The sequence below is a fragment of the Pseudoalteromonas pernae genome, assembly GCF_039831865.1.
Taxonomy (GTDB): Bacteria; Pseudomonadota; Gammaproteobacteria; order Enterobacterales; family Alteromonadaceae; genus Pseudoalteromonas; species Pseudoalteromonas pernae.
The window spans coordinates 67,815-91,703 of the sequence record NZ_JBDODM010000007.1 but is presented as its reverse complement, the minus strand read 5'-3'; the positions used below and the strand labels follow the sequence as shown (position 1 = coordinate 91,703).

Here is a 23,889-nt window from a genome sequence, read left to right as displayed (position 1 = left end):
CACACACTATGGGATTACTCATTGAAGGTAAATGGCACGACAAATGGTATGACACCGAAAGCAGCAATGGTCAGTTTAAGCGAGAAGGCGCGCAGTTGCGCAATTGGGTGACCAGCGATGGTCGCCCAGGCCCAAGTGGAGAGGGCGGCTTTGCTGCAGAGAAAGATCGCTATCATTTATATGTTTCGTTGGCGTGCCCATGGGCACACCGTACGTTGATTTTTCGTGCGTTAAAAGGTCTGCAGGATTACATCAGCGTTTCTGTGGTCAGCCCGGATATGTTGGAGCAAGGTTGGACTTTCGATAAAGCTTCTGGGAGTTCGGGTGATGATTTGTATCACAGTGAGTTTATGCACCAAATTTATACCCGTAACAATCCTCAATATAGCGGACGCGTGACGGTTCCAGTGCTGTGGGACAAGCAGCAGCAACGAATAGTTAGTAACGAATCAGCGGAAATTATCCGCATGTTTAACGACGCGTTTAATCACCTAACGGACAATCAGCTTAACTTTTACCCTCAAGCTTTACGCTCCCAAATTGATGACGTTAACGAGTTTGTGTACGACAAAATCAATAATGGCGTGTACAAAGCGGGCTTTGCCACTACGCAGAAAGCATACGAACAGGCATATCACAGCTTATTTGCGGCATTGGATGAATTGGAAGTGCGATTGAGCAAACAGCGTTACCTCGTCGGCGAGCAGCTCACCGAAGCCGATTGGCGTTTGTTCACTACTTTGATCCGCTTTGATGCTGTGTATTTTGGGCACTTTAAGTGTAACCAGCGTATGTTGGAAAGTTATGAAAATATTTCGCAGTACGTACGCGATTTATATCAAGTTCCAGGTGTTGCGCAAACAGTCAATTTTGAGCACATTAAGCGTCATTATTACTTTAGCCATACGATGATAAACCCCACTCAAGTTGTACCAGCGGGGCCTAAACTCGACTTCACTCGGCCGCATAATCGAGTGTTTATGAAATAATGTAATCACCGAGCGCCAGCAAAGTTTGTTGGCGCTTGAGGTATTATAAGAACAGCCGTGCGATACGGATAATATCAAATGACATTGTGCCTTTTAGCCACCCGGTCAGTGCACCAGCGCAAAAGGCTGTGAGCACTCCCTTAGGTTGTGTCATCAACTCTCCACCTTGTTCATGCAATTCTTGCTTTTGAATAGCAATCAGTTGCTTACGTATCAGTGCTTGTTCTTCAAGTAGCTGCGCATAGCGCTCTTGTGAGTTAAGAAGTCGCTTGGCTAGCATCGTTTTGCTCCTGCTCTTTGGCTGAAGAAATAACATTGAGCGTGCGGGAAAAGCCGATGCGCTCGATTGCTTGACCAAGTTGCCCTAATAACCAGCGAATGAGTAGGCCTTGTAGAATGATAATGACAGCTGCACTAACAAGCACCGAGTCCCATATCAGATAGAGTAAGTAAGCACTTGCTCCTAATAAGCTCAGCCAAACAACAATGGCACTCATGGCGATAGCGACAATCAGCCCAACGGTAAGCAACAGTGCTTTGGCACTGAGTTGCGCTTCTGTTTTGGCCAATTCACCCACACAGCTCGCTTGTGACAAGTAATCACAGAACAAGCGTTGAAAAATTGCAGCCGCGCCAGTTAGCGATGCATCGCTGTGAGTTGCATGCTGTTCACTGGTGGCTTGTTCAGCACTCATTATCGGCGTCTCATTAATGCGGTGAAAATCATTCCTGCCACAAAGGCTAATCCTGCGCATAGCAGCGGATTTTCTTTGGCGAAAGCTTTGGTGCGGTCGATGGAGTCTTGCAAACTTTGTTCAAGTTGCTCTTTTTGTTGACTTATCGACTCTTTGGACTGCTGCGCATGGGTTCTGACGTATTGTTCCGCATCGGCAGCCTTGTGCGCCACTTTATCAATGGTTTCGTGTGCCACTTTTGCGGCCTGTTCGGTGGTGGGAGCATGGGACTCAGTATCTTTAGTGGTGCTTTGTTTTGTACTCACGACTTTTTCCTTTTAATCATCTGTATTCAAACTCAACATTTCTCATAATAATGCAACTTCCTTAAAAACAGTAAGTTACAAATTGATAATTCTCCTCATTAAAGCCTAGTACAAAATAATGGAGTTTGTTCCTTATTGTTTTACAAGAAAATAGTTGAATTCATTCATCATCTGAATAAAAAGTGAACATTTGCACACTCAGTAAGAATCTGATCCACTTTTTCCCACCTAATTCAGCAACTTCCTTTAAGGCCGCATTATATCTGGGGTTTCACACTGTTTTAGATATTTTCATTGCTTGACAAAAAGCCTTGTCAAGCCCTAGACTGTAGTTCAGTGGGAAATTGTGGGTATAAGTGGATCATTGTGGATCTACTTCTCACAAAAAATAACAGCAACAAAACGGATGGCAACTAACGCATGTTTCGCGGCACGAGCACACTTAGCCTTGATGACAAGGGCAGGTTTGCGATACCAACCAAGTATCGTAATCAGCTGCTTGCGGACAATGGCGGCGAAATTATATGCACAATCAATATCAGCGATCCGTGTTTATTGCTGTACCCCTTGAGCGAATGGCAGATTGTTGAACAACGCCTCGCGTCTCTACCCAATATGAAACCCAGAGCAAAGCGTATGCAACGTCTTGTTCTTGGTAACGCTATGGACTACCAACTAGACAAAAACGGTCGCGTGCTGTTAGCACCGAATCTTCGCGATTATGCCCAATTGGGTAAGAAGGTTGTGCTGGTGGGTCAGTTAAACAAGTTTGAAATTTGGGATGAAGCGCTGTGGCAAAAACAAATGCAGGACGACATCGCGCTCGAATTAGGACAAGAATTTGAACAGGATGATGATCTACTCGATTTTTCATTCTAAACCGATTGGTCAAACCATAGGTATACCTAAAGGGTACGCATGAGCGAAGAATTTCAACATATCTCCGTACTGATGACGGAAACTATCGATGCACTAGCGATTAAGCCAGACGGCATATACATCGATGGTACTTTTGGCCGTGGTGGCCACTCAGCAGAGATTCTCGCACGTCTTGGCGACAACGGCCGCTTACAGGCGATTGACCAAGATCCAACAGCGATTAAAGCGGCTGAACGCTTCGCAGGTGATGCGCGTTTCAGTATTGCTCATAGTCGCTTTTCACTACTTGATGAAGTCGCACGTGAACAAGGTTTAACAGGCAAAGTTGACGGTATTTTGCTTGATATCGGTGTTTCGTCACCACAATTGGATGACGCTGGGCGCGGTTTTAGTTTTATGAAAGATGGCCCGCTGGATATGCGTATGAATCCAGAGCAAGGGCGCAGCGCCGCGCAATGGCTTGAAGAAGCTGAATTGGAAGACATGGTGTTTGTGTTCAAAAAGTATGGCGAGGAGAAGTTTGCCCGTCGTATAGCCACCAAAATTATTGAAACACGTGAGCACACGGCTATTACATCAACGGCGCAATTGGCGCAATTGATTGATGAAGCCGTACCGGTGAAAGACAAACATAAGCATCCGGCAACGCGCACATTCCAAGCGATCCGTATTTATATCAATAGTGAATTAGAAGAAATTCAGACTGCTTTGCAAGCATCGCTAGAAGTGCTTAAACCCGGTGGTCGACTAGTGGTTATTTCCTTCCATTCATTGGAAGACAGAATCGTAAAACAGTTTATTAAGAAGCAGAGCAAGGGAGAGGCTGTGCCTAGAGGTCTGCCGTTAACCGATGCACAACTAAAACAACAGTTGACGCTAAAGGCAGTAGGCAAAGCCATTAAGCCGAGCGATGAAGAAATCGCTCGCAATAGCCGTGCGCGCAGCTCCGTCCTTCGTGTAGCCGAGAGATTGGGATGAGCCAACAACAAGCAAGACGCCATCCAAATCTCTTCGTCGAGATTATACGGGGATTGTTTGACAATAAAATCACGTTGGGGCTGCTTTTTTCTATCTTGATAACTGCGTTAGCCATAGTGCAAGTAACGCATTTATCGCGTGCTGAGTTAATCGCGCAGGACAAGTTACTGCAAGAGCGTGATGAGCTCGATTTGAACTGGCGTTACCTATTAGTAGAAGAGGAATTTTACTCGCAGCATGCGCGTATCGAAGAAATTGCAACCGAGCAATTAAAAATGAAACGCCCTACGAGTGAAGACGAAGAAGTGGTGATAGTGCAATGAATGCAGCTAAACGCAAAAAGGCATCAAACAACTTAATTACATGGCGCTTTGTACTTGTGTGCAGTGCTGTGCTTATGGTGTTTGTAACCTTGGTGGCGCGTGCTGCGTATTTGCAGGTGATCGAACCGGATAAAGCGCGCAGTGAAAACGCCAAGCGTACTGTGCGTGTTGAGAAACTTCACGTACAGCGCGGAATGATCTTTGACCGTCAAGGCAAAGAATTAGCGGTCAGTGTGCCCGTAGTGAGCGTATATGCAGACCCTAAAGCTATCGATAAATATCTGCAAAAGAAAGTCACGGCCCGAGCCAAGAAACAAGGCCAAGACCCCCAAGATATATTAGACAGGCCCGAACAACTCGCCGAGCTTAAAGAAGCCTTCTACAAACAAGATATGCGTTGGCGTGAACTGGCCGACGTATTGCGTTTAGAGCGCAGTAATGTTGATACTCGCTTAGTGGGCGACAAAGACCGTCGCTTTGTTTACTTGAAGCGACAAGTTACCCCAGCGGTGGCTAACTATATCGACGAACTGAATCTGCCTGGTGTGCACTTGCTTGATGAATCTAAACGTTACTACCCTGCCGGTGAAGTGACGGCGCACGTGTTGGGCTTTACGAATATCGATGGCCATGGCATCGAAGGCATTGAAAAACTCTATGATGAGGCGCTAACAGGCACCGAAGGTCGCCGTACAATTCGCAAAGATGCGCGTGGTCGTGAAGTGGCTGTGCTTGATGAGCGCCAGCGGGTTGAACCAGAAGACATTCAATTATCTATTGACCAGCGTATTCAAGTTATCGCTTATAAAGCGCTTAAATCAGCGGTTTTAACCTATAAAGCCACATCGGGTTCGGCCATGGTAGTGGACGTTAAAACAGGTGAGATTTTAGCGATGGTGAACAGTCCGTCGTTCAACCCCAATAACCTAGAAAATGCGGCTCCTTATAAGCGCCGTAACCGTGCTATCACGGATTTATTTGAGCCAGGCTCAACGATTAAACCGCTATCGGTTTTAGCAGGTCTTGATTATGGCAATATTAAAGCTTCAGACACCATAGATACTTATCCTGGATGGATGCGTGTAGGTGGCAGTTTGGTTCAGGATCCGCGTAACCATGGGGAAATGACGCTACGTGAGATTTTAAAAGTTTCGAGCAACATGGGTGTGGCGAAAATAACCCAAGACTTACCGAAAGATTACTTTGTTGGCCTGTTCGAGCGCGTTGGCTTTGGTAGTGACACAGGCACTGGCATGGTCGGTGAAAGCAGTGGCCTATTTTCTCCGGATAGACGTTGGTACGATTTTGAAATCGCAACACTATCATTTGGTTACGCTATTTCTGTAAGCACTGCGCAACTAGCGCGTTTCTACGCAACGTTGGGCTCAGGCGGTATTTCGCGGCCGTTAACCATCCTCAAACAAGAACAACCGATGCAAGGTGAGCGTGTGTTTCAAGAGCAGCACGTTAAATCGGTTGTTGAGATGATGGAAAGTGTCTTTGAAAAAGGCGGTACGGCATCAAAAGTGAAAGTCGATGGTTACCGTGTTGCAGGTAAAACAGGAACATCTAAGAAAGCCGTAGCGGGTGGCTACGGTGATGAATACGTCGGTTATTTTGCAGGTGTTGGCCCAGTATCAGACCCTCGCTTAGCGGTTGTCGTGATGGTCAATGAACCCGGTGGTGACGTTTACTACGGCGGTGCCACTGCAGGACCTGTATTTGCCGAAATTATGTCTAATGCGCTGCGCATTCTCAACGTAGCGCCTGATTTAGAACCCGTTGCCAACCTAGCAAAGAAAGGAGGTGGAGATGCGTAATCTTCGCGAAGTACTCGCCCCTTGGGGAATTGATACCGAGATAGGCTTGGTTAATGAGTTACAACTAGATAGTCGTCGCGTACAAAGCGGCGACGTATTTGTGGCAATTAAAGGTCATCAACTCGATGGTGGCCAATTTGTTCAGCAAGCGATAGAAAGCGGGGCCAGTGCGGTTATCGCGGACAGTCGTTGCGAGCTTAATTATCAAGACGATCGGGTGATCGTTGTAGAACGTTTGAGTTTACGTTTAAGCGAACTCGCTGCACAGTTTTACGGTCAGCCTAGCCATAGCTTTGATTTAGTGGGTGTTACTGGCACCAACGGTAAGTCATCAACTACAGCGATGATTGCCAATTTGGCCAAGCACTGCCACAAAAGCAGCGCAATAATTGGCACTCTGGGCTGGGGTGAACCAGATAACCTAAACGAATTAGCCAACACAACGCCTTCAAGTGTTGAACTACAGCAAATCTTCGCCCAATTAAAACAACAACAAAAAGATTTAGTGGCGATGGAAGTGTCATCACACGGGCTGATTCAAGGTCGAGTGTCTAACAGTCAATTCAAAGCGGCTGTGTTTACCAATTTGTCGCGCGACCACCTTGATTATCATGGTGATATGCAAAGCTATGCTGATGCCAAGCTGATTTTGATGCGCGATTGTGACGCGCAGATGGTGGTGCTAAACCAAGATGACAGCGTCGCACAAGGCTGGATTGACCGCTATGCCTTCGAAAACCTAATTTGCTATGGCCGCGAAACCCTGCCTCCTCAGTACGGTAAATACGTCTATTTCGGGGAAGTTGAATACCTACCTCATGGCTTAAAAGCGCATATCACTAGTAGCTGGGGCGAAGGGGACATAGAGTTACCCTTGTTCGGTGAGTTCAACCTTTACAATGCTTGCGGTGCAATAGCAACCTTGCTTGGTTTGGGCTACCCATTGGCACCACTGCTTGAAGGTGCAAAAAACTTACAGCCGATTGCGGGGCGTATGCAAGCGTACAGCGCAGAAGGAAAACCAACCTGTGTGGTCGATTACGCGCACACGCCGGATGCACTTGAGCTGGCATTGGATGCATTACATAAGCACGCTAAGGGTAAAGTAACCTGCGTGTTTGGCTGTGGTGGTGACCGAGATAAAGGTAAGCGCCCGATGATGGCCAAAGCAGCACAGAAATATGCCAGCCGTATTGTCGTCACTAGTGACAACCCTCGTAGCGAAGACCCTCAAGCCATTCTAGACGACATCAAAGCGGGCTTTAGTGCCAACGTAGATGTGCACTACGAAGTGGACAGAGCGAAAGCTATTACCGTCGCGATTAATGAAGCACAACACGGCGACATTGTCTTGATTGCAGGCAAAGGCCACGAGGATTACCAAATTATTGGTAGTGAAACCATCGCATTTTGCGACCGCACCCTTGTGCAACAGGTACTAGCGCAAGGAGAAAACGCATGATTAAGATGGATTTAAACTGGCTAGCAAGCGCGCTGAACGTTAGTTTTGAGGGCGAAAACGTAAGCGTCAGCAATATTAATACGGATACCCGTACCTTGTGTAGCGGTGAAGTGTTCTTAGCGCTTAAAGGTCCTAACTTTGATGGACATAAGTTTATTGAGGTGGCACAGCGCCAAGGTGCTGTCGCCGTGATTGTTGACCATAAAGTAGAGACTCAATTACCGCAATTTATCGTTCCAGATACCCGTCTCGCGCTGGGTCAGATTGGCGCCGCGGTGAAGCAACACGTTGCGCCAAAAACCATTGCTATTACCGGTAGTGTAGGCAAAACCACTGTTAAAGAGATGTGCGCTGCTATTTTGGCGACCAAGGGCTCAGTGCTTGCAACAAAAGGTAACTTTAATAATGACATCGGCGTGCCGCTTACCTTGTTGCGTTTAGAAGAGCAGCATGAATACGCGGTGATTGAGCTTGGTGCTAATCACATAGGCGAAATTGCCTATACCACTTCGTTGGCTAAGCCAGATGTGGCAGTGGTCTGTAATGTAGCTGAGGCCCATCTAGAGGGCTTTGGCTCGCTGCAAGGTGTTGCTACTGCCAAGGGCGAAATTTTCCAGGGCCTGCCTGATGATGGTGTGGCGGTGATCAATGCCGACAGTGAATTTAAGCAGCAATGGTTGGATAGCCTAGGAACGCGAACAGTTAAACAGTTTTCTAACAAGGCCCACCTTGACGTCTGGGCTGAAGACGTGACACTTGACGCGTTTGCAAGACCCACTTTTACCTTGTGTACTGCAAACGAGCGAGTGCAGGTGCGCTTACCTATGCCGGGTGAGCATAATGTCACGAATGTGATGATTGCCGCTGCCTTAACCAGCAGTCTTGGTTGCTCATTAGAAGATGTAGCTAAGGGACTTGCTAACATGGTGCAAGCCAAAGGGCGCGTAAACCTTATCGAGGTTTCAAGTCAGCTTACAGTCATTGATGACACTTACAATGCCAACGTGAGATCGGTACAAGCCGCGATTGATTTACTCGCCAAAGTACCTGGATATCGGGTGTTGGCATTGGGTGATATGAACGAGCTTGGTGAAGGTGCGCGTGAGTATCATCAGCAAGTCGGTGAGTATGCCAAACAGCGTGGCATTGAAGCCGTTTATTCTCTGGGCGTATTGAGCCGTTACGCCAGTGATGTCTACGAACAAGCCGAACGCCACTTTTCGGGGCGTGAACAACTCCTTGAGCAGATGCTAGAGGACTTTGGTCAGACACAACAAAAAATTACGGTAGTCGTGAAGGGATCGCGCAGTTCTCGCATGGAGCTCTTAGTAGAAGATTTAGTTGTGCATGGCAAAAAGTTAGCCAGCGAGGGAGAGAAGTAATGTTAGTTTGGCTAGCTGAATACCTGACCCAGTTTTACAGTGGGTTTCATGTTTTTTCATATTTAACGCTCAGGGCTATTTTAGGCATTCTGACGGCGTTGATGTTGTCTTTATATTTTGGTCCAAAACTGATTGCGGCACTGCAACGCATGCAGATTGGTCAAACTGTTCGAGATGATGGTCCACAGTCGCATCTAAGTAAATCGGGTACACCTACTATGGGTGGCTTACTGATCTTGGGCTCAATTTTTACCAGCACCTTGTTGTGGGCAGACTTGAGCAACAAATACGTGTGGGCAACCCTGTTCGTAATCGGCTCATTGGGCATCGTGGGTTTCATTGATGACTACCGCAAAGTGATCCGTAAAGATCCTAAGGGTTTGATTGCTAAGTGGAAATACTTTTGGCAGTCAGTCATTGCGTTGGTGGTGGCTTTTGCTCTGTACGCAAGCTCACAGCAGGCGTCAGAAACAGCGTTAATTGTGCCGTTTTTCAAAGATGTGATGCCACAACTTGGTTTGTTCTACATCGTGATGACGTATTTCGTTATCGTGGGTACGTCAAATGCCGTAAACCTGACTGATGGTCTCGATGGTTTGGCGATTGTACCGACCATCTTGGTCGCGTCGGCTCTGGCAATCATGGCCTATGTAACGGGCCACGCTAATTTCTCAAGCTATTTACACCTACCCCACTTGCCACTGACCAGTGAACTGGTGGTTGTATGTACGGCCATTGTTGGTGCGGGTCTTGGTTTCTTGTGGTTTAACACGTATCCGGCGCAAGTATTTATGGGCGATGTAGGTTCACTAGCATTGGGCGGTGCGCTGGGCATTATCGCGGTATTGGTGCGTCAAGAATTGGTACTAGTGATCATGGGCGGTGTGTTCGTCATGGAGGCACTGTCAGTGATTTTACAGGTCGGGTCCTATAAATTGCGTGGCGAACGCATTTTTAGAATGGCGCCTATTCACCACCACTATGAATTAAAAGGATGGCCAGAGCCTCGCGTAATCGTGCGTTTTTGGATCATCTCAATTGTTTTGGTTCTTGCTGGATTAGCAACGTTGAAGATTAGATAAATGGGCTATTTAGACACGCTAAAAGACAAACGTATTGCTGTGCTTGGGCTGGGTATTTCCGGTCTGGGCACTGTACGCTTTTTGCATGCCCATAATTTACAACCTGTGTTGGTCGATTCCCGTGAGCAAGTGCCTACCCAGATATGGTTAGACTCACATGTTCCGCACCTTGAACAGCGTTTTGGTCCTCTGGCGAACGCTGATTTGCCGTCGTTTGATGTCATTTTAATTGGTCCCGGTCTCGCGCTGGCCACACCTGAAGTACAGCAAGCGATGTCAGCAGGGGTGGAGGTCATTGGTGACGTAGAGTTATTTGCCCGCATCAATACCAAGCCCGTGTTAGCGGTGACTGGTTCCAATGGTAAATCCACGGTCGTCTCCTTGCTTGCTAATGTGCTTGAATGCGGCGGTCTGCATGTCGGGCTAGGCGGCAATATTGGTACTGCGGTACTTGATTTGCTTGCCCAAGATGCGGATGCCTACGTTTTAGAGCTTTCAAGTTTTCAATTGGAAACAACCAGCAGCCTCAAGGCTAAAGCGGCCTGTATTTTAAATCTGTGTGAAGACCACATGGACAGATACGACGATATGGCGGGTTATATTGACGCCAAACAACGTATCTACCAAGGCTGCGAGTTAGCAATTTTTAACGCCAGCGACAAAGATACTGTGCCAGCAAATGGCGCTGAAGCACTGAGTTTTGCATTAGACAATGCTGACTATCACATTACGCAGCACGATGGTGAAGCCTATTTTGCGTTCCAAGGTAAGCCGATTTTGCCGTGTAGCAAAACCGTATTACCCGGCAGTCATAACCGCTTGAACGTGCTTGCTGTGATGGCCATGTGTCACAGTTGTGAATTTGATGCGGGTGTATTTGAACGTGCACTGTCGGAATTTAAAGGCTTAGACCATCGTTGTCAGTACGTTGATACCATCAAAGGTGTGCGTTATTTCAATGACTCCAAAGCTACGAATGTGGGCGCGACAATAGCCGCTATCAATGGCCTTGCCGATGAGCCTGGGCGTTTATTATTGATTGCAGGCGGCGATGCCAAAGGTGCCGATTTGTCACCTCTGCGTGAACCACTTGCGCAATATGTTGATGAGTTAATTTGCCTAGGCAAAGATGGTGGTGCTATTGCCGCACTTAAAGCGGGCAGCCACACAGTTGCTGATATGGCGCAAGCCGTACGTTTAGCTAAATCTTTAGCCCAGCCACAAGATATCGTGTTGCTGGCACCCGCGTGCGCAAGCCTAGATATGTATGCCAACTACATGGTGCGCGGTAACGACTTTGCACACAATGTACAGGAGGGTGAGCTATGACATGGGATAGAATAAAAGATCTTTTCCAATTAAAGCCATCTGGCCAATTGTACGATGTACCGTTGCTTTACAGCTTAATTTGCTTGATTGGTGTGGGCTTTGTCATGGTGACAAGCGCTTCTATGCCTGAAGGGGAGCGTTTATTCGATAACCCTTACCACATCATGTTTCGCCAAGCGGCCTTTATTGTTTTAGGAGCTATCCTCTTCACCATTGCCATTAGCGTGAAAATGCAGTGGTGGAAGGTGGCCAATCCATATTTGTTGTTTATGGGGTTTGGTTTACTCGTCGCTGTGCTTGTGGTCGGTAGTGAAATCAATGGTTCAAAGCGTTGGATCCCACTTGGTCCTATTAATATTCAAGCGTCGGAAGTCGCTAAGTTATTCTTTTTCAGTTACTTAGCGGGTTACTTGGTGCGTAAGCGTGATGAAGTGCAAGAGAACTTCAAGGGCTTCGTGAAACCGATTAGTGTTTTTGTTGTGTATGCGGGTCTGATCCTCCTACAGCCTGACTTAGGCACTGTGGTAGTGATGTTTGTGACCACAGTTGGTTTACTGTTCTTAGCAGGCGCAAAATTGTGGCAGTTCTTTGCCTTGATGCTTTCGGGCATCGGTCTTGTTGTTGCGCTGATTGTATTTGAGCCTTACCGCTGGGCTCGTGTAGTGGGCTTTTTAGAGCCTTGGGATGATCCATTCGGTAAAGGTTATCAATTAGTGCAGTCACTGATGGCTTACGGCCAGGGTGGTTGGTTTGGGCAAGGTTTAGGCAATAGTGTCCAGAAACTGCAATACATGCCGCACGCGCACAACGACTTCATTTTCGCTGTAGTTGCAGAAGAGCTCGGTTTTGTCGGTGTATTTACTGTTCTGGTTTTACTGGGAACCTTGGTCTTTAGAGCACTGTTAATCGGGCAACGCGCGTTGAAAGCCAACAAAGAATACGAGGGCTATTTAGCACTGGGTATTGGTATCTGGTTTGCGTTTCAGAGCATGGTAAATGTGGGGGCGAGTGCCGGCATTTTGCCAACCAAAGGTCTGACGTTGCCATTTATCTCTTATGGTGGCTCGAGCTTATTGGTGATGGCAATCGCTGCTGGCGTATTACTGCGCATTGATTTTGAAACCAAAATGGCAACGAAACAGGCAACTTCGCGTGGTCATGCGCGTTCATCGCGTCGCAGCACACATAATTCTGCAGCAGTAGTTCAGGAGGCTGCATGAGTAAACGTTTAGTCGTGGTAGCAGGTGGCACTGGTGGACATATTTTCCCAGGCATCGCTGTGGCTCAATATTTACAAGCCAAAGATTGGCAGGTGTCATGGGTGGGGACCGATGACCGTATGGAAGCCGATGTTGTGCCAAAGCATGGCATCGAAATTGATTTTATTCGCGCTCAAGGTGTCCGTGGTAATGGCGTAAAACGCCTAATTAAAGCGCCTTTTATGGTCAGCAAGGCCTTTATAGAAGCGCGTCGTATTTTGAAACAACGCCGTCCAAGTGCTGTGTTAGCAATGGGGGGGTATGTCACTGGGCCGGTTGGTTTAGCGGCTAAAAGCTTAGGGATCCCTCTGGTGATCCATGAACAGAATGCAGTTGCAGGCATGAGCAACAAGCTACTAGCCAAAATTGCTAGCAGTTGTTTAGGCGCCTTCCCAGGAGCGTTACCGCAAAAAGATTTCTCCGTGGTGGGTAATCCAGTACGGAAATCGCTGATGGATATCGAGCCTGCACAGGTTAGTTCTCCAATCAATATCCTGGTGGTCGGCGGTTCGCTGGGGGCTCAGGTGCTCAATGACACGCTGCCCGAGACCTTTGCAGAATTAGGAAAACAATATCCGTTATCTGTATGGCATCAAACGGGTAAAGGTCGCTCAAATGTTGTGAGCGAACAGTATCAGGCCTTAGCGCTAGAAGCTAAAGTGACTGAATTTATTGATGATATGGACGCTGCGTATCGCTGGGCAGACCTTGTTATCTGCCGTGCAGGTGCACTAACAGTGAGTGAAATTGCGGCTGCAGGAAGAATGGCATTGTTTGTGCCTTTCCCGCATGCGGTTGACGATCACCAAACAGCGAATGCGCGCTATTTAACAGACAACGATGCTGCTTTATGCATGCAGCAAAGTGATTTTAATGTCGTGTCTGTAACCGAATTGTTGGCGCCGTATTTTCAACAAACAGAATTAATGAGCGAGATGGGCAAGCGTGCGAAAGCGCTGGCCAAGCTCGATGCAACAGAGCAAGTTGCAAAAGAATGTGAGCAGTACAGTTAATGACTTTAACAACAAATACAGCCCCAAATCAGGGCAAACAACGAGATGACAATCAACGCCCAGCGATGCGCCGCGTTGAAACAATTCACTTCATCGGTATCGGTGGTGCGGGAATGGGCGGTATCGCTGAGGTATTGGCCTATGAAGGTTATCGCATCACAGGCTCAGACATTGCTCAAAGTGCGATGACAGAGCGCCTCATTAAAGCGGGTGCTGAAGTGTTTATTGGCCATGACCAAAACAACGTGAAAGACGCATCGGTTGTGGTGGTATCAACGGCAATTAATGAGCAAAATCCAGAGATCATTGCAGCACGTCAAGCGCGCATACCAATTGTGCGTCGGGCTGAAATGTTGGCCGAGCTTATGCGTTTTCGCCACGGAATTGCGATTGCCGGCACCCATGGCAAAACAACCACTACAAGTTTAGTTGCCAGTATTTTTGCTGAGGCGAACTTAGATCCGACTTTTATCATCGGTGGTTTGCTTAACAGTGCAGGTAGTAATGCCCGTGTAGGCTCGAGTCGATTCTTGATTGCTGAAGCGGATGAGAGCGATGCATCGTTTTTGCACCTTCAGCCGATGGTTTCAGTGATCACCAATGTCGAAGAAGATCATATGGATACCTACGAAGGTAGCCTAGAAAAAATGAAAGACACTTACGTGGAGTTTATCCACAACTTGCCTTTCTATGGTCTTGCGGTGGTGTGCATTGACTCGCCTGTGGCGCGAGAGTTGGTGCCGCGTTTTTCTCGTCAGGTGACAACCTATGGAGAAAGCGCCGATGCTGATTATCGCCTTGAAAACTTCAGCCAAGATGCAAGTACCTGTACGTTCAGCGTGATCTCAAAACAAGGTGAGCGCTTGGATGTGAAGCTCAACATGCCAGGTAAGCATAACGCGCTCAACGCAACTGCAGCGGTTGCTGTTGCGAAAGATGAAGGCATTAGCGATAGCGCTATTTTAAGTGCGCTACTCAAATTTGAAGGCATTGGCCGTCGCTTCCAGCATTACGGTGAGTTCACCAATGAACGCGGCAAAGCCATGCTAGTGGATGATTATGGTCACCACCCAAGTGAAGTCGCTGTCACTATTAAAGCGGCTCGCGATGGTTGGCCACAAAAGCGTTTGATCATGATTTATCAACCGCACCGTTACAGCCGTACTCGCGACCTTTACGAAGATTTCGTCAAAGTATTAGCGGAAGTTGACCAGTTAATTTTATTGGATGTCTATGCCGCAGGTGAGGAACCTATTGTCGGTGCAGACTCTAAGAGCTTGTGTCGAAGCTTGCGCCAAAGAGGCGTCGAGCCGATTCATGTCGCTGATCATGATGAGTTAGCAAGTGTGTTGGCAACAACATTAGGCACCGATGATCTGGTCATCACCCAAGGGGCCGGTAACATCGGTCAGTTAGTTAAAAAGCTGGCAGCAACAGAACTACAAATAGAAAAATTAGAGCAGGTGTCATCATGAGTCAGCAGTTTGGCAAAGTAGCAGTTTTATTGGGTGGCTCGTCAGCAGAACGTGAAGTGTCACTTAAATCAGGCACAGCTGTGCACAATGCACTTGTTGAATCTGGCATTGATGCGCATCTGTTTGATCCTGCAAGTCGACCATTGCATGAGTTACTGCAAGGTAACTTCGACCGCGTATTTATCGCACTGCATGGTCGTGGTGGTGAGGATGGCACGCTGCAAGGCGCACTCGAGTTTATGGGCTTGCCTTATACAGGCTCAAGCGTACTGGGCTCGGCATTAGCGATGGATAAAATTCGCTGTAAGCACCTTTTCCAAGTAGCGGGGTTACGAACAGCTCCTTATGCGGTGGTCGATAAGAACGCAGGCTATGACTGTGAAGCGATTATGGCGGAACTGGGTCACGTAATGGTCAAGCCATCTCATGAGGGTTCAAGCATTGGTATGGCCGAGGCAAACAATGCTCAAGAGCTTGAAGCCGCGTTGCAAGCTGCTTTCAAATTTGATGATCAAGTGCTGGTTGAGCAGTGGATAAGTGGGCGTGAATTTACCGTCTCGATTCTGGCAGACAAGGCATTGCCTGTTATTGAAATGCGCACGCCAACGGGTTTTTACGATTACCAAGCTAAATATCAGTCAAGTACTACTGAATATTACTGCCCCGCTGATTTAACCGCTGAGCAAACGAGCCAACTGCAAGACATGGCGGAAAAAGCATTCAACTTAGTGGGTGCCCAAGGTTGGGGACGTGTTGATGCAATGCAAGGCGCGGATGGTGAATTCTATCTACTTGAAGTAAACACAGTTCCTGGGATGACGGAAAAATCGTTGGTGCCAATGGCAGCAAAAGCAACGGGTGTTAGCTTTGCACAGCTAGTGGTCAGAATTTTGGAGCAAACTCTGTAAATGGCTGATATAAGGGAAAAACTTAGTGGTATGAAAGAGCAAACCAATTGGTCTTTGCTGTTCGGCGTAAGTTTTTTTCTCGTTGTATTGTTCTTTGTAGTCAAACTCACTCTGAATTTTTCAGATTGGTTGGTACGAGATAAGGACGCTCAGCTCAGACAATTGCAAGTATTGGGCGAGCCTAAATACACCCAAGAGCAAGCTATCATCGGCGCGATTAAACAAGCGGATTTAGACAGCTTTTTTGACCTCGATGTGAAGCAAGTGCAAAAGCTAGTGACGGACTTACCTTGGGTAGCAAGTGCGTCTGTGCGCAAGCAGTGGCCAGATACCTTGCAAGTGTACGTGGTCGAGCACGAAGCGGTGGCATTTTGGAATGATGATCAGTTGCTTAACCGCAAAGGTGAGGTATTTTCCGCACCGCAAGATCAACTAGGTGCAGAATTACCTGCACTATTTGGTCCTGAAGGCAGTGAAATCGAAGCGTGGCAAACATTTTCACGCTTCCATGAGTTGTTTGCAGTCAATGGCTTACAGCTTAAAAGCCTGGCACTGTCCGAGCGATTTGCTTGGCAGCTTTGGTTAGACAATGGCATCCGCTTGAATTTAGGGCGTGATGATAAAGCACAGCGTGTGCAGAGATTTATTGATGTCTATCCGCACTTGAAAAAACGTCAAGATGTGCAGGTAGATGTTGTTGATTTGCGATATGATACCGGGCTAGCGGTACAGTTTAAGCCGCTAGAAGTAACGGAAGAAGAACAAAAGAGTAAGGTATGACCAAGTCAGTAGAACGTAATCTTGTTATCGGCTTAGATGTCGGCACTTCTAAAGTAGTGGCGACAGTAGGTGAGATCACCGATGACAATAAGCTCAGCATCGTTGGTGTTGGCCGCCAAGTATCCCATGGTATGGATAAAGGCGGTGTCAATGATCTGAACTTGGTCTCAGAGTCTATTCGTCGGGCAATTGATGAAGCGGAATTGATGGCTGATTGCCGTATTAGTTCAGTGTATCTGGGCATTTCGGGCAAACACATCCAATGCCAAAATGAAACGGGCGTTGTGGCTATTAATAATACCGAAGTCACCGACGAAGACATCGACAATGTTATTCACATTGCGCGCTCCGTGCCTATTTCTGCAGAACGTAAAATGCTACACGCACTGCCTCAAGAATACAGCATCGATATGCAAGAGGGCATTAAGAACCCTCTAGGTATGAGTGGTGTGCGTATGGAAGCAAAGGCCCATATTATTACCTGCTCTAACGACATGGCGAAAAACATCGAAAAATGTGTAGAGCGCTGTGGTTTGCAAGTCGATCAGCTTATCTTTAACGCTCTTGCATCGTGTTACTCCGTGTTAACCGAAGACGAAAAAGAGTTGGGCGTGGCAGTGCTTGATATCGGTGGTGGCACCATGGATATCACAATCTATATCAATGGTGCGTTGCGCCACTCTGCGGTTATTCCTGTTGCCGGTAACCAAGTAACGGGTGATATCGCCAAAATTTTCCGCACACCTATTTCGCACGCTGAAGCAATTAAAGTCCAGCATGCGTGTGCAAGTAGCCAAATGGCGAGTAACGAAGACCAAATTGAAGTGCCAAGTGTAGGCGGACGTCCTTCGCGCATTATGTCTCGTCACACCCTGTCAGAGGTTGTAGAGCCTCGTTTTAGAGAATTATTTGAATTGGCGTTAGAGGAAATACGCCGTTCTGGTTTTGAAGATCAAATTGCTGCTGGTTTAGTTGTAACTGGCGGTAGTTCAAAAATGACTGGTGCTTTGGAAGTGGCTGAAGACATTTTCCAAATGCCGGTACGAATCGGTAGTCCGTTAGGGATAACAGGATTAACTGATTATGTTAGCGATCCTTCGTTTGCAACCGCTGTAGGTTTGTTACAATATGGTCGGACCATGCAGTCGATCAACGCAACAAAATCAAAAGCGGACGAGGGTAACTGGTGGAACCGCATTACTAAATGGTTCCAAGGCGAATTTTAGTACTCAAGTCGGAGAGTAAAAAATGTTTGATATGATGGAAGAACACAGCGAAGAAGCTGTTATCAAAGTAATAGGTGTAGGTGGTGGTGGCGGTAACGCCGTTGAACACATGGTGCAACAGCACATCGAAGGCGTGAAATTTATCACTGCTAATACCGATGCGCAGGCACTGCGTAAATCATCTGCTGATGTGACAGTGCAGCTTGGTACCCAAATCACATCTGGTTTAGGTGCGGGCGCCAACCCAGAAATCGGTAAAAAGAGTGCCGAGGAAGATGCAGAAACCATTAAGAGCGCACTTGAAGGCGCAGATATGGTCTTTATTGCAGCGGGTATGGGCGGCGGTACTGGCACAGGTGCAGCACCTGTTGTTGCACGTATCGCGAAAGAAATGGGTATCTTGACGGTTGCAGTCGTAACGCGTCCTTTTGACTTCGAAGGTAAAAAGCGTGCAGCGGCGGCAGATCAGGGTATCAGTGAATTAGCTGAAATAGTTGACTCACTGATCACTATCCCAAATAACAAGTTATTAAAAGTATTGGGTAAAGGCACAACACTTCTAGATGCGTTTGCGAAAGCGAACGACGTACTTTACGGTGCGGTGCAAGGTATTGCAGAGCTAATTACGCGCGCAGGTTTGATCAACGTGGACTTCGCCGACGTACGTACAGTTATGTCAGCGATGGGTACGGCGATGATGGGCTCAGCAGCAGCGTCAGGTCCTGATCGTGCTCAAGAAGCAGCAGAAGCTGCAATTTCAAGCCCACTGCTTGAAGATGTCGATCTAACTGGTGCAAAAGGTATCCTTGTAAATATTACTGCGGGTATGGACTTATCAATCGAAGAATTCGAAATTGTTGGTAACCACGTTAAAGCACTTGCGTCAGAAAACGCAACGGTTGTTGTTGGTACTGCTATCGATATGGAAATGAGTGATGAGCTTCGTGTAACCGTTGTTGCTACAGGTCTAGGTGGCGATCGTCGTCCTCAGTTTGGTGTTGTTGATAACGGCTTCAAACGCGCAGCAGGTTCTGATGTAAACGCACAAAGCACGCAGAGCACACAAAGTTCGCACAATACGTCTATGTTCGTGCCAAGTTTTGCAACGCAAGGAACTTCTTCAAGTTTTGAAGAGTCCAAGCCTGCACAAGAGTCAGTAAGCTCAGCTTCAGGTTCTGTAGCGCAAACTGCGACAACGACATCGAGCCATGCGGCAAGCAAAGAGAGCAAGCCGGCTCCAAGCAGCAAGAAACAGGATGATGGTGGTGACTATTTCGACATCCCAGCATTTCTGAGAAAGCAAGCAGATTAGTGCAAAAAACAAACTAATTTGTTAACTGGTGCGATGTGTGATAATATCCGCCGTCTATTTTTTAGTTATTAAGTGAGCGAAAGCCTATGATCAAACAGCGTACGATTGCAGAAGTAGTCAAAGCCACGGGTGTTGGTCTCCACAAGGGTGAGAAGGTTTCCTTAACTCTCCGACCAGCGAGCGCGAATACTGGGATAGTATTTCGTCGCGTGGACCTTGATCCGGTTGTGGATTTCGAAACGACCCCGGAAGCGGTGGGCGATACGCAATTGTGTACCTGTTTAACTAATAAAGACGGCGTTCGCCTATCAACAACTGAGCACTTGATTGCTGCAGTTGCTGCGTTAGGTATTGATAACCTAATTGTTGAGCTTGATAGCGGTGAAGTTCCGATTATGGATGGTAGTGCGCTACCATTCATTTATCTACTTCAAAAAGGCGGTATTGAAGAGCAAAACGTTGCTAAGCGTTTTATTCGCATAAAAGAAAAAGTACGTGTTGAAGAAGGCGATAAGTGGGCTGAAATCGAGCCTTACGATGGTTTCCACATTGACTTTGAAATTGCGTTTAATCACCCGGCAATTAACGAAAGCCGCCAACGTATTGGTTTGGATATTACTCCGCAAAACTTCATTGAAGAGATCAGCCGTGCGCGTACGTTTGGCTTCATGAAGGACATCGAATACATGCATGCGAATAACCTTGCACTAGGTGGCAGCATGGACAACGCGGTTGTACTGGACGAGTTCAAAGTATTGAACCCTAATGGTCTTCGTTACGCGGATGAGTTCGTAAAGCACAAAATCCTAGACTGTGTTGGTGACATGTTTATGACTGGTCACAACATCCTTGGTAAGTTAACTGCTTACAAGTCAGGTCACGATCTGAACAATAAGTTGCTTCGTAAGATTATGGCAACTGAATCGGCGTGGGAATGGGCTACATTTGAAGACACTGTGTCTATGCCTGCTCCAGCACTTGAGCTACACACAGCTTAATGCGACACAAATTAGATGAAAAATGACGCCTCAGAGCGTCATTTTTTTTGCCTACCGTGTTGTGCTAATCGTTTTAACTTTTCTTGTAACGACGGTGGTGCAGATTCTGCAATGTGTTCTAAATACTCGGCCGTTTGCTCACTCATAGCTCGTTTACTCGTTTGATTCGGTTCTTGAACGCGAAGGTCAGGGGCCTTAGGCATACGCTGCGCAGCATTTGGTGAGGTATTGATTTTCACTTGGCACAAATCGACCATGCCGCTTTGCCTAAACGCAGAAAGTATATCCATTTTGATGTAGTTGAGTTTGAGTGCCACGGTGGCAGTCGCGGCTTCAATAATGAGCGTGCCCTCGCGGATATTGGCAACGTTACATTTTTTGGCAAGGTTTTCACCAACAGCGTTATGTAGGATTGTTTGTTGAGCTGCTAATGATTCAGATTTAGCGCTGTAGCCTGCTATGCGAGAGCCAATCTTGGGGTTTAGTTTACCTAAGACCTCGTTTATTTGTTTTGGCGCATAACGATCTTTTGCCATAAACAGCATTTACCTCTTGAATTTGTCCAAATCGTCACCACTTCTATTTGCAATGCTTGAGCCAAATACGCGTACTTTGTATCCGCTTACCATTTCGAAGTTTGCAAAGATTTCTCTGAACGTTATGATAGGCCAGCGATAATACCAATGCCATTAGTTTTTGTCGGGTAGACACTGTAAACGCAGGTTACCAATGGGGTAGCCGATAAGGCTAATGTAATTGGTATTATTAGGTGCTGCAATTCATTGAGTTTGTTATGATGTCGCTCAAAAGTACACCGCTCAAGCAGTCACACTCAATTTGTCCACAGCCAACGCCCTTATGTCATTTGAGCGCGGTAAAAATGGATTAGATAGTTCGCAAGTGAGTCAGGGGCTTCTAGTGAAGAACCCAGAGCGCTTAACGCAGATGAGAATGTAACGGTTAAATCATGATCACGAAAATATTTACCAAATTATTTGGTAGTCGCAACGACCGCACAATTAAAAATTTACGCAAAACGGTCGCATTAATAAATGCATTGGAAGGTCAGCTAGAGTCTCTCAGCGACGAAGAACTAAAAGCAAAAACAGCTGAGTTTCGTGAGCGTTATAACAACGGCACAAGCTTAGATGACCTTTTACCTGAAGCATTCGCCGTGGTGCGTGAAGCATCAAAACGTGTATACGGCATGCGTCACTTCGACGTACAGCTGATCGGTGGTATGGTGTTGCACCAAGGTCGTATCGCAGAGATGCGTACCGGTGAAGGTAAAACGCTAACAGCTACATTGCCAGCATACCTAAATGGTATTTCAGGAAAAGGTGTTCACGTAATCACAGTGAACGACTACCTGGCTAAGCGTGATGCTGAAACAAACCGTCCACTATTTGAATTCCTTGGTTTAACCGTCGGCTGTAACGTGCCTGGTATGATGCCTATGCAGAAGAAAGACGCATACGCAGCGGATATTACCTACGGTACTAACAATGAATTTGGTTTCGACTACCTGCGTGACAACATGGCCTTTAGTGTTGATGAGCGTGTTCAGCGTCCACTCAACTTCGCAGTCGTGGATGAGGTTGACTCAATCCTTATCGATGAAGCACGTACGCCACTTATTATCTCGGGTCCTGCTGAAGATTCATCACAATTATATGCACAAATCAACACCATAGTTCCTGAACTAGAGTTGCAGGAAAAAGAAGACGAAGAAGGTGTTGAAGGTGATGGTGATTTCACTATCGACGAAAAAGGTAAGCAGGTTCACCTAACAGAACGTGGCCAAGTTAAAGTTGAAGAACTCCTCACCGCTCGTGGTTTGATAGAAGAGGGTGACTCTTTATATTCAGCGGGTAACATTACATTACTAAGCCATGTATATGCGGCACTTCGTGCGCACAAGCTATATCAAAAAGACGTAGATTACGTTGTTAAAGACAACGAAATTATCATCGTTGATGAGCACACAGGTCGTACGATGGAAGGTCGTCGTTGGTCTGAAGGCCTACACCAAGCGGTTGAAGCGAAAGAAGGTGTACGCATTCAAAATGAGAACCAAACACTGGCTTCAATCACTTTCCAGAACTACTTCCGTATTTACGACAAACTGGCGGGTATGACTGGTACTGCGGATACTGAAGCGTTCGAGTTCCAATCAATTTATGGTCTAGACACTGTTGTTATTCCTACCAATAAGCCAATGATCCGTGACGATCGTGCGGATTTGGTATACCTGACTCAAGAAGAAAAATACGAAGCGATTTTGGCAGACATCAAAGATTGCCAAGAACGTGGTCAACCTGTGCTTGTGGGTACAATTTCAATTGAAAGTTCTGAGTATCTTTCTCAGTTCTTACGTAAAGAAAAGATTCAGCACAACGTACTAAACGCTAAGTTCCATGCCCAAGAAGCTGACATCGTTGCTGATGCTGGTCTTCCAGGCAAAGTAACCATTGCAACTAACATGGCCGGTCGTGGTACCGATATCATGCTAGGTGGTAACTGGCAAAGCGAAGTTGAAAAGCTAGAAAACCCAACCGACGAGCAAATTGCCAAAATTAAAGAGCAATGGCAGAAGCGCCATGATGATGTAATCGCTGCTGGCGGCCTTCACATCATTGGTACTGAGCGTCATGAATCACGTCGTATCGATAATCAGCTACGTGGTCGTTCAGGTCGTCAGGGTGATGCTGGTTCAAGCCGCTTCTATCTATCGATGGAAGACGCGCTCATGCGTATCTTCGCTGGTGAGCGTATGACCAACATGATGCGTAAACTGGGTATGCAACGTGGTGAAGCAATCGAGCACCCTTGGGTTAACCGAGCAATTGAAAACGCGCAGCGTAAAGTGGAAGCGCGTAACTTTGATATTCGTAAGCAGCTGCTTGAGTATGATGACGTAGCAAACGACCAGCGTCGCGTTGTGTACGCACAGCGTAACGAGTTGCTTGAAGAAGGCGATATCTCAGAAACTATCGATGCAATTCGCAGCGATGTTATCAATGGTGTTATCGACCAGTATATTCCGCCACAATCTTTGGCAGAAATGTGGGATGTGCCGGCACTTGAAGATCGTTTGAAAGCCGATTACTTGCTTGAGCTACCAATCCAGCAATGGTTAGCAGACGACAATAAACTGTTTGAAGAAAAGCTGCGTGACCGTATCGTAGAAGAAGCAATGAATGCATACAAAGCGAAAGAAGAAATGGTGGGGCCTCAGGTTCTTCGCCAATTCGAGAAAGCGGTTATGCTACAGAGCTTGGATCAGCATTGGAAAGATCACCTTGCGGCAATGGATCACCTGCGCCAAGGTATTCATTTACGTGGTTACGCACAGAAGAATCCAAAGCAAGAGTACAAGCGCGAGTCATTCGAGCTATTCTCTGCCATGCTTGAGAACCTAAAAATCGACGTGGTAAATATTCTTAGCAAAGTACAAGTACGCGCTGAAGAAGACGTTGAGAAAGTTGAAGAGCAACATCGTAAGTCGGAAGAGGCTCCTCGCCAATATCAGCATGCCGAAGCTGAGCATGTTGGCGGTGACGCACCTGCTCCAGTGTCAGCGCGCGCTGAACCTAAAGTGGGTCGTAACTCTCCGTGTCCATGTGGTTCTGGTCAAAAGTATAAGCAATGTTGTGGCAAGTTAAGCTAATAAC

At 46.9% G+C, this 23,889-nt stretch carries 22 protein-coding genes; 18 read left to right on the top strand and 4 right to left on the bottom strand.

All coding sequences use genetic code 11. From position 1 onward, the window contains the following. Positions 1 to 8: 8 nt before the first annotated feature. Entirely contained in the window at positions 9 to 989 is a 981-nt protein-coding gene (locus tag V1358_RS15495) for a glutathione S-transferase family protein (RefSeq protein WP_347394123.1), read from the top strand. 43 nt (positions 990 to 1,032) lie between these two features. On the opposite strand, the gene V1358_RS15490 is transcribed toward V1358_RS15495, so the two are convergent. From V1358_RS15490 to V1358_RS15480, 3 genes are read right to left on the bottom strand one after another with little or no spacing between them, the layout of a single operon-like run. Next, positions 1,033 to 1,269, bottom strand: a complete 237-nt coding sequence (locus tag V1358_RS15490) for a hypothetical protein (protein ID WP_347390192.1) — start codon at positions 1,267 to 1,269, stop codon at positions 1,033 to 1,035. Further along, on the bottom strand, positions 1,247 to 1,684 hold the full coding sequence (locus V1358_RS15485) for a hypothetical protein (protein ID WP_347394122.1): 438 nt from the start codon (positions 1,682 to 1,684) through the stop codon (positions 1,247 to 1,249). Before V1358_RS15485 ends, V1358_RS15490 begins: the two co-directional genes overlap by 23 nt. Further along, the gene (locus tag V1358_RS15480) at positions 1,684 to 1,989 is read right to left on the bottom strand and encodes a DUF883 domain-containing protein (protein WP_347394121.1); all 306 of its coding nucleotides are present in this window, start codon (positions 1,987 to 1,989) and stop codon (positions 1,684 to 1,686) included. The genes V1358_RS15485 and V1358_RS15480 overlap by 1 nt, the downstream gene beginning before the upstream one ends. Positions 1,990 to 2,409: 420 nt before the next feature. On the opposite strand from V1358_RS15480, the gene mraZ reads away from it, so the two are divergent. From mraZ to lpxC, 16 genes are all read left to right on the top strand, one after another. Then, positions 2,410 to 2,868, top strand: coding sequence for a division/cell wall cluster transcriptional repressor MraZ (gene mraZ, locus V1358_RS15475; RefSeq protein WP_347390195.1), 459 nt, complete (start codon positions 2,410 to 2,412; stop codon positions 2,866 to 2,868). Positions 2,869 to 2,907: 39 nt separating this feature from the next. Continuing rightward, positions 2,908 to 3,846, top strand: a complete 939-nt coding sequence (gene rsmH, locus V1358_RS15470; RefSeq protein ID WP_347394120.1) for a 16S rRNA (cytosine(1402)-N(4))-methyltransferase RsmH — start codon at positions 2,908 to 2,910, stop codon at positions 3,844 to 3,846. Beyond that, complete coding sequence (gene ftsL / locus V1358_RS15465; RefSeq protein WP_347390197.1) at positions 3,843 to 4,169, top strand: cell division protein FtsL; 327 nt, start codon at positions 3,843 to 3,845, stop codon at positions 4,167 to 4,169. Before rsmH ends, ftsL begins: the two co-directional genes overlap by 4 nt. Beyond that, on the top strand, positions 4,166 to 5,989 hold the full coding sequence (locus tag V1358_RS15460) for a peptidoglycan D,D-transpeptidase FtsI family protein (RefSeq protein ID WP_347390198.1): 1,824 nt from the start codon (positions 4,166 to 4,168) through the stop codon (positions 5,987 to 5,989). Before ftsL ends, V1358_RS15460 begins: the two co-directional genes overlap by 4 nt. Then, positions 5,982 to 7,451, top strand: coding sequence for a UDP-N-acetylmuramoyl-L-alanyl-D-glutamate--2,6-diaminopimelate ligase (murE, locus tag V1358_RS15455; RefSeq protein ID WP_347394119.1), 1,470 nt, complete (start codon positions 5,982 to 5,984; stop codon positions 7,449 to 7,451). The genes V1358_RS15460 and murE overlap by 8 nt, the downstream gene beginning before the upstream one ends. Continuing rightward, positions 7,448 to 8,833 carry a UDP-N-acetylmuramoyl-tripeptide--D-alanyl-D-alanine ligase gene (locus V1358_RS15450; RefSeq protein ID WP_347394118.1) on the top strand — a complete coding sequence of 462 codons (1,386 nt, stop codon included), beginning with the start codon at positions 7,448 to 7,450 and terminating at the stop codon, positions 8,831 to 8,833. The genes murE and V1358_RS15450 overlap by 4 nt, the downstream gene beginning before the upstream one ends. Next, on the top strand, positions 8,833 to 9,915 hold the full coding sequence (gene mraY, locus V1358_RS15445) for a phospho-N-acetylmuramoyl-pentapeptide-transferase (protein WP_347390201.1): 1,083 nt from the start codon (positions 8,833 to 8,835) through the stop codon (positions 9,913 to 9,915). The genes V1358_RS15450 and mraY overlap by 1 nt, the downstream gene beginning before the upstream one ends. Continuing rightward, positions 9,916 to 11,244: a UDP-N-acetylmuramoyl-L-alanine--D-glutamate ligase gene (murD, locus tag V1358_RS15440; RefSeq protein WP_347390202.1), complete on the top strand. Its 1,329-nt coding sequence runs from the start codon at positions 9,916 to 9,918 to the stop codon at positions 11,242 to 11,244. After that, positions 11,241 to 12,464, top strand: coding sequence for a cell division protein FtsW (gene ftsW, locus V1358_RS15435; RefSeq protein WP_347390203.1), 1,224 nt, complete (start codon positions 11,241 to 11,243; stop codon positions 12,462 to 12,464). The genes murD and ftsW overlap by 4 nt, the downstream gene beginning before the upstream one ends. Then, on the top strand, positions 12,461 to 13,516 hold the full coding sequence (gene murG / locus V1358_RS15430) for an undecaprenyldiphospho-muramoylpentapeptide beta-N-acetylglucosaminyltransferase (protein ID WP_347390204.1): 1,056 nt from the start codon (positions 12,461 to 12,463) through the stop codon (positions 13,514 to 13,516). Before ftsW ends, murG begins: the two co-directional genes overlap by 4 nt. After that, complete coding sequence (gene murC / locus V1358_RS15425; protein ID WP_440589905.1) at positions 13,516 to 14,991, top strand: UDP-N-acetylmuramate--L-alanine ligase; 1,476 nt, start codon at positions 13,516 to 13,518, stop codon at positions 14,989 to 14,991. The genes murG and murC overlap by 1 nt, the downstream gene beginning before the upstream one ends. Continuing rightward, positions 14,988 to 15,899, top strand: coding sequence for a D-alanine--D-alanine ligase (locus tag V1358_RS15420; protein WP_347390205.1), 912 nt, complete (start codon positions 14,988 to 14,990; stop codon positions 15,897 to 15,899). The genes murC and V1358_RS15420 overlap by 4 nt, the downstream gene beginning before the upstream one ends. After that, entirely contained in the window at positions 15,900 to 16,679 is a 780-nt protein-coding gene (locus V1358_RS15415; RefSeq protein WP_347394117.1) for a cell division protein FtsQ/DivIB, read from the top strand. Further along, positions 16,676 to 17,905 carry a cell division protein FtsA gene (gene ftsA, locus V1358_RS15410; protein ID WP_347390207.1) on the top strand — a complete coding sequence of 410 codons (1,230 nt, stop codon included), beginning with the start codon at positions 16,676 to 16,678 and terminating at the stop codon, positions 17,903 to 17,905. Before V1358_RS15415 ends, ftsA begins: the two co-directional genes overlap by 4 nt. Before the next feature lie 22 nt (positions 17,906 to 17,927). Next, positions 17,928 to 19,217, top strand: a complete 1,290-nt coding sequence (gene ftsZ / locus V1358_RS15405) for a cell division protein FtsZ (RefSeq protein ID WP_347394116.1) — start codon at positions 17,928 to 17,930, stop codon at positions 19,215 to 19,217. Positions 19,218 to 19,303: 86 nt separating this feature from the next. After that, on the top strand, positions 19,304 to 20,215 hold the full coding sequence (gene lpxC, locus V1358_RS15400; RefSeq protein WP_347390209.1) for a UDP-3-O-acyl-N-acetylglucosamine deacetylase: 912 nt from the start codon (positions 19,304 to 19,306) through the stop codon (positions 20,213 to 20,215). Between the two features lie 38 nt (positions 20,216 to 20,253). On the opposite strand, the gene V1358_RS15395 is transcribed toward lpxC, so the two are convergent. After that, the gene (locus V1358_RS15395) at positions 20,254 to 20,751 is read right to left on the bottom strand and encodes a DUF721 domain-containing protein (protein WP_347390210.1); all 498 of its coding nucleotides are present in this window, start codon (positions 20,749 to 20,751) and stop codon (positions 20,254 to 20,256) included. A gap of 431 nt (positions 20,752 to 21,182) precedes the next feature. On the opposite strand from V1358_RS15395, the gene secA reads away from it, so the two are divergent. Further along, positions 21,183 to 23,885, top strand: a complete 2,703-nt coding sequence (gene secA / locus V1358_RS15390; RefSeq protein WP_347390211.1) for a preprotein translocase subunit SecA — start codon at positions 21,183 to 21,185, stop codon at positions 23,883 to 23,885. The last annotated feature ends 4 nt before the right edge of the window (positions 23,886 to 23,889 follow it).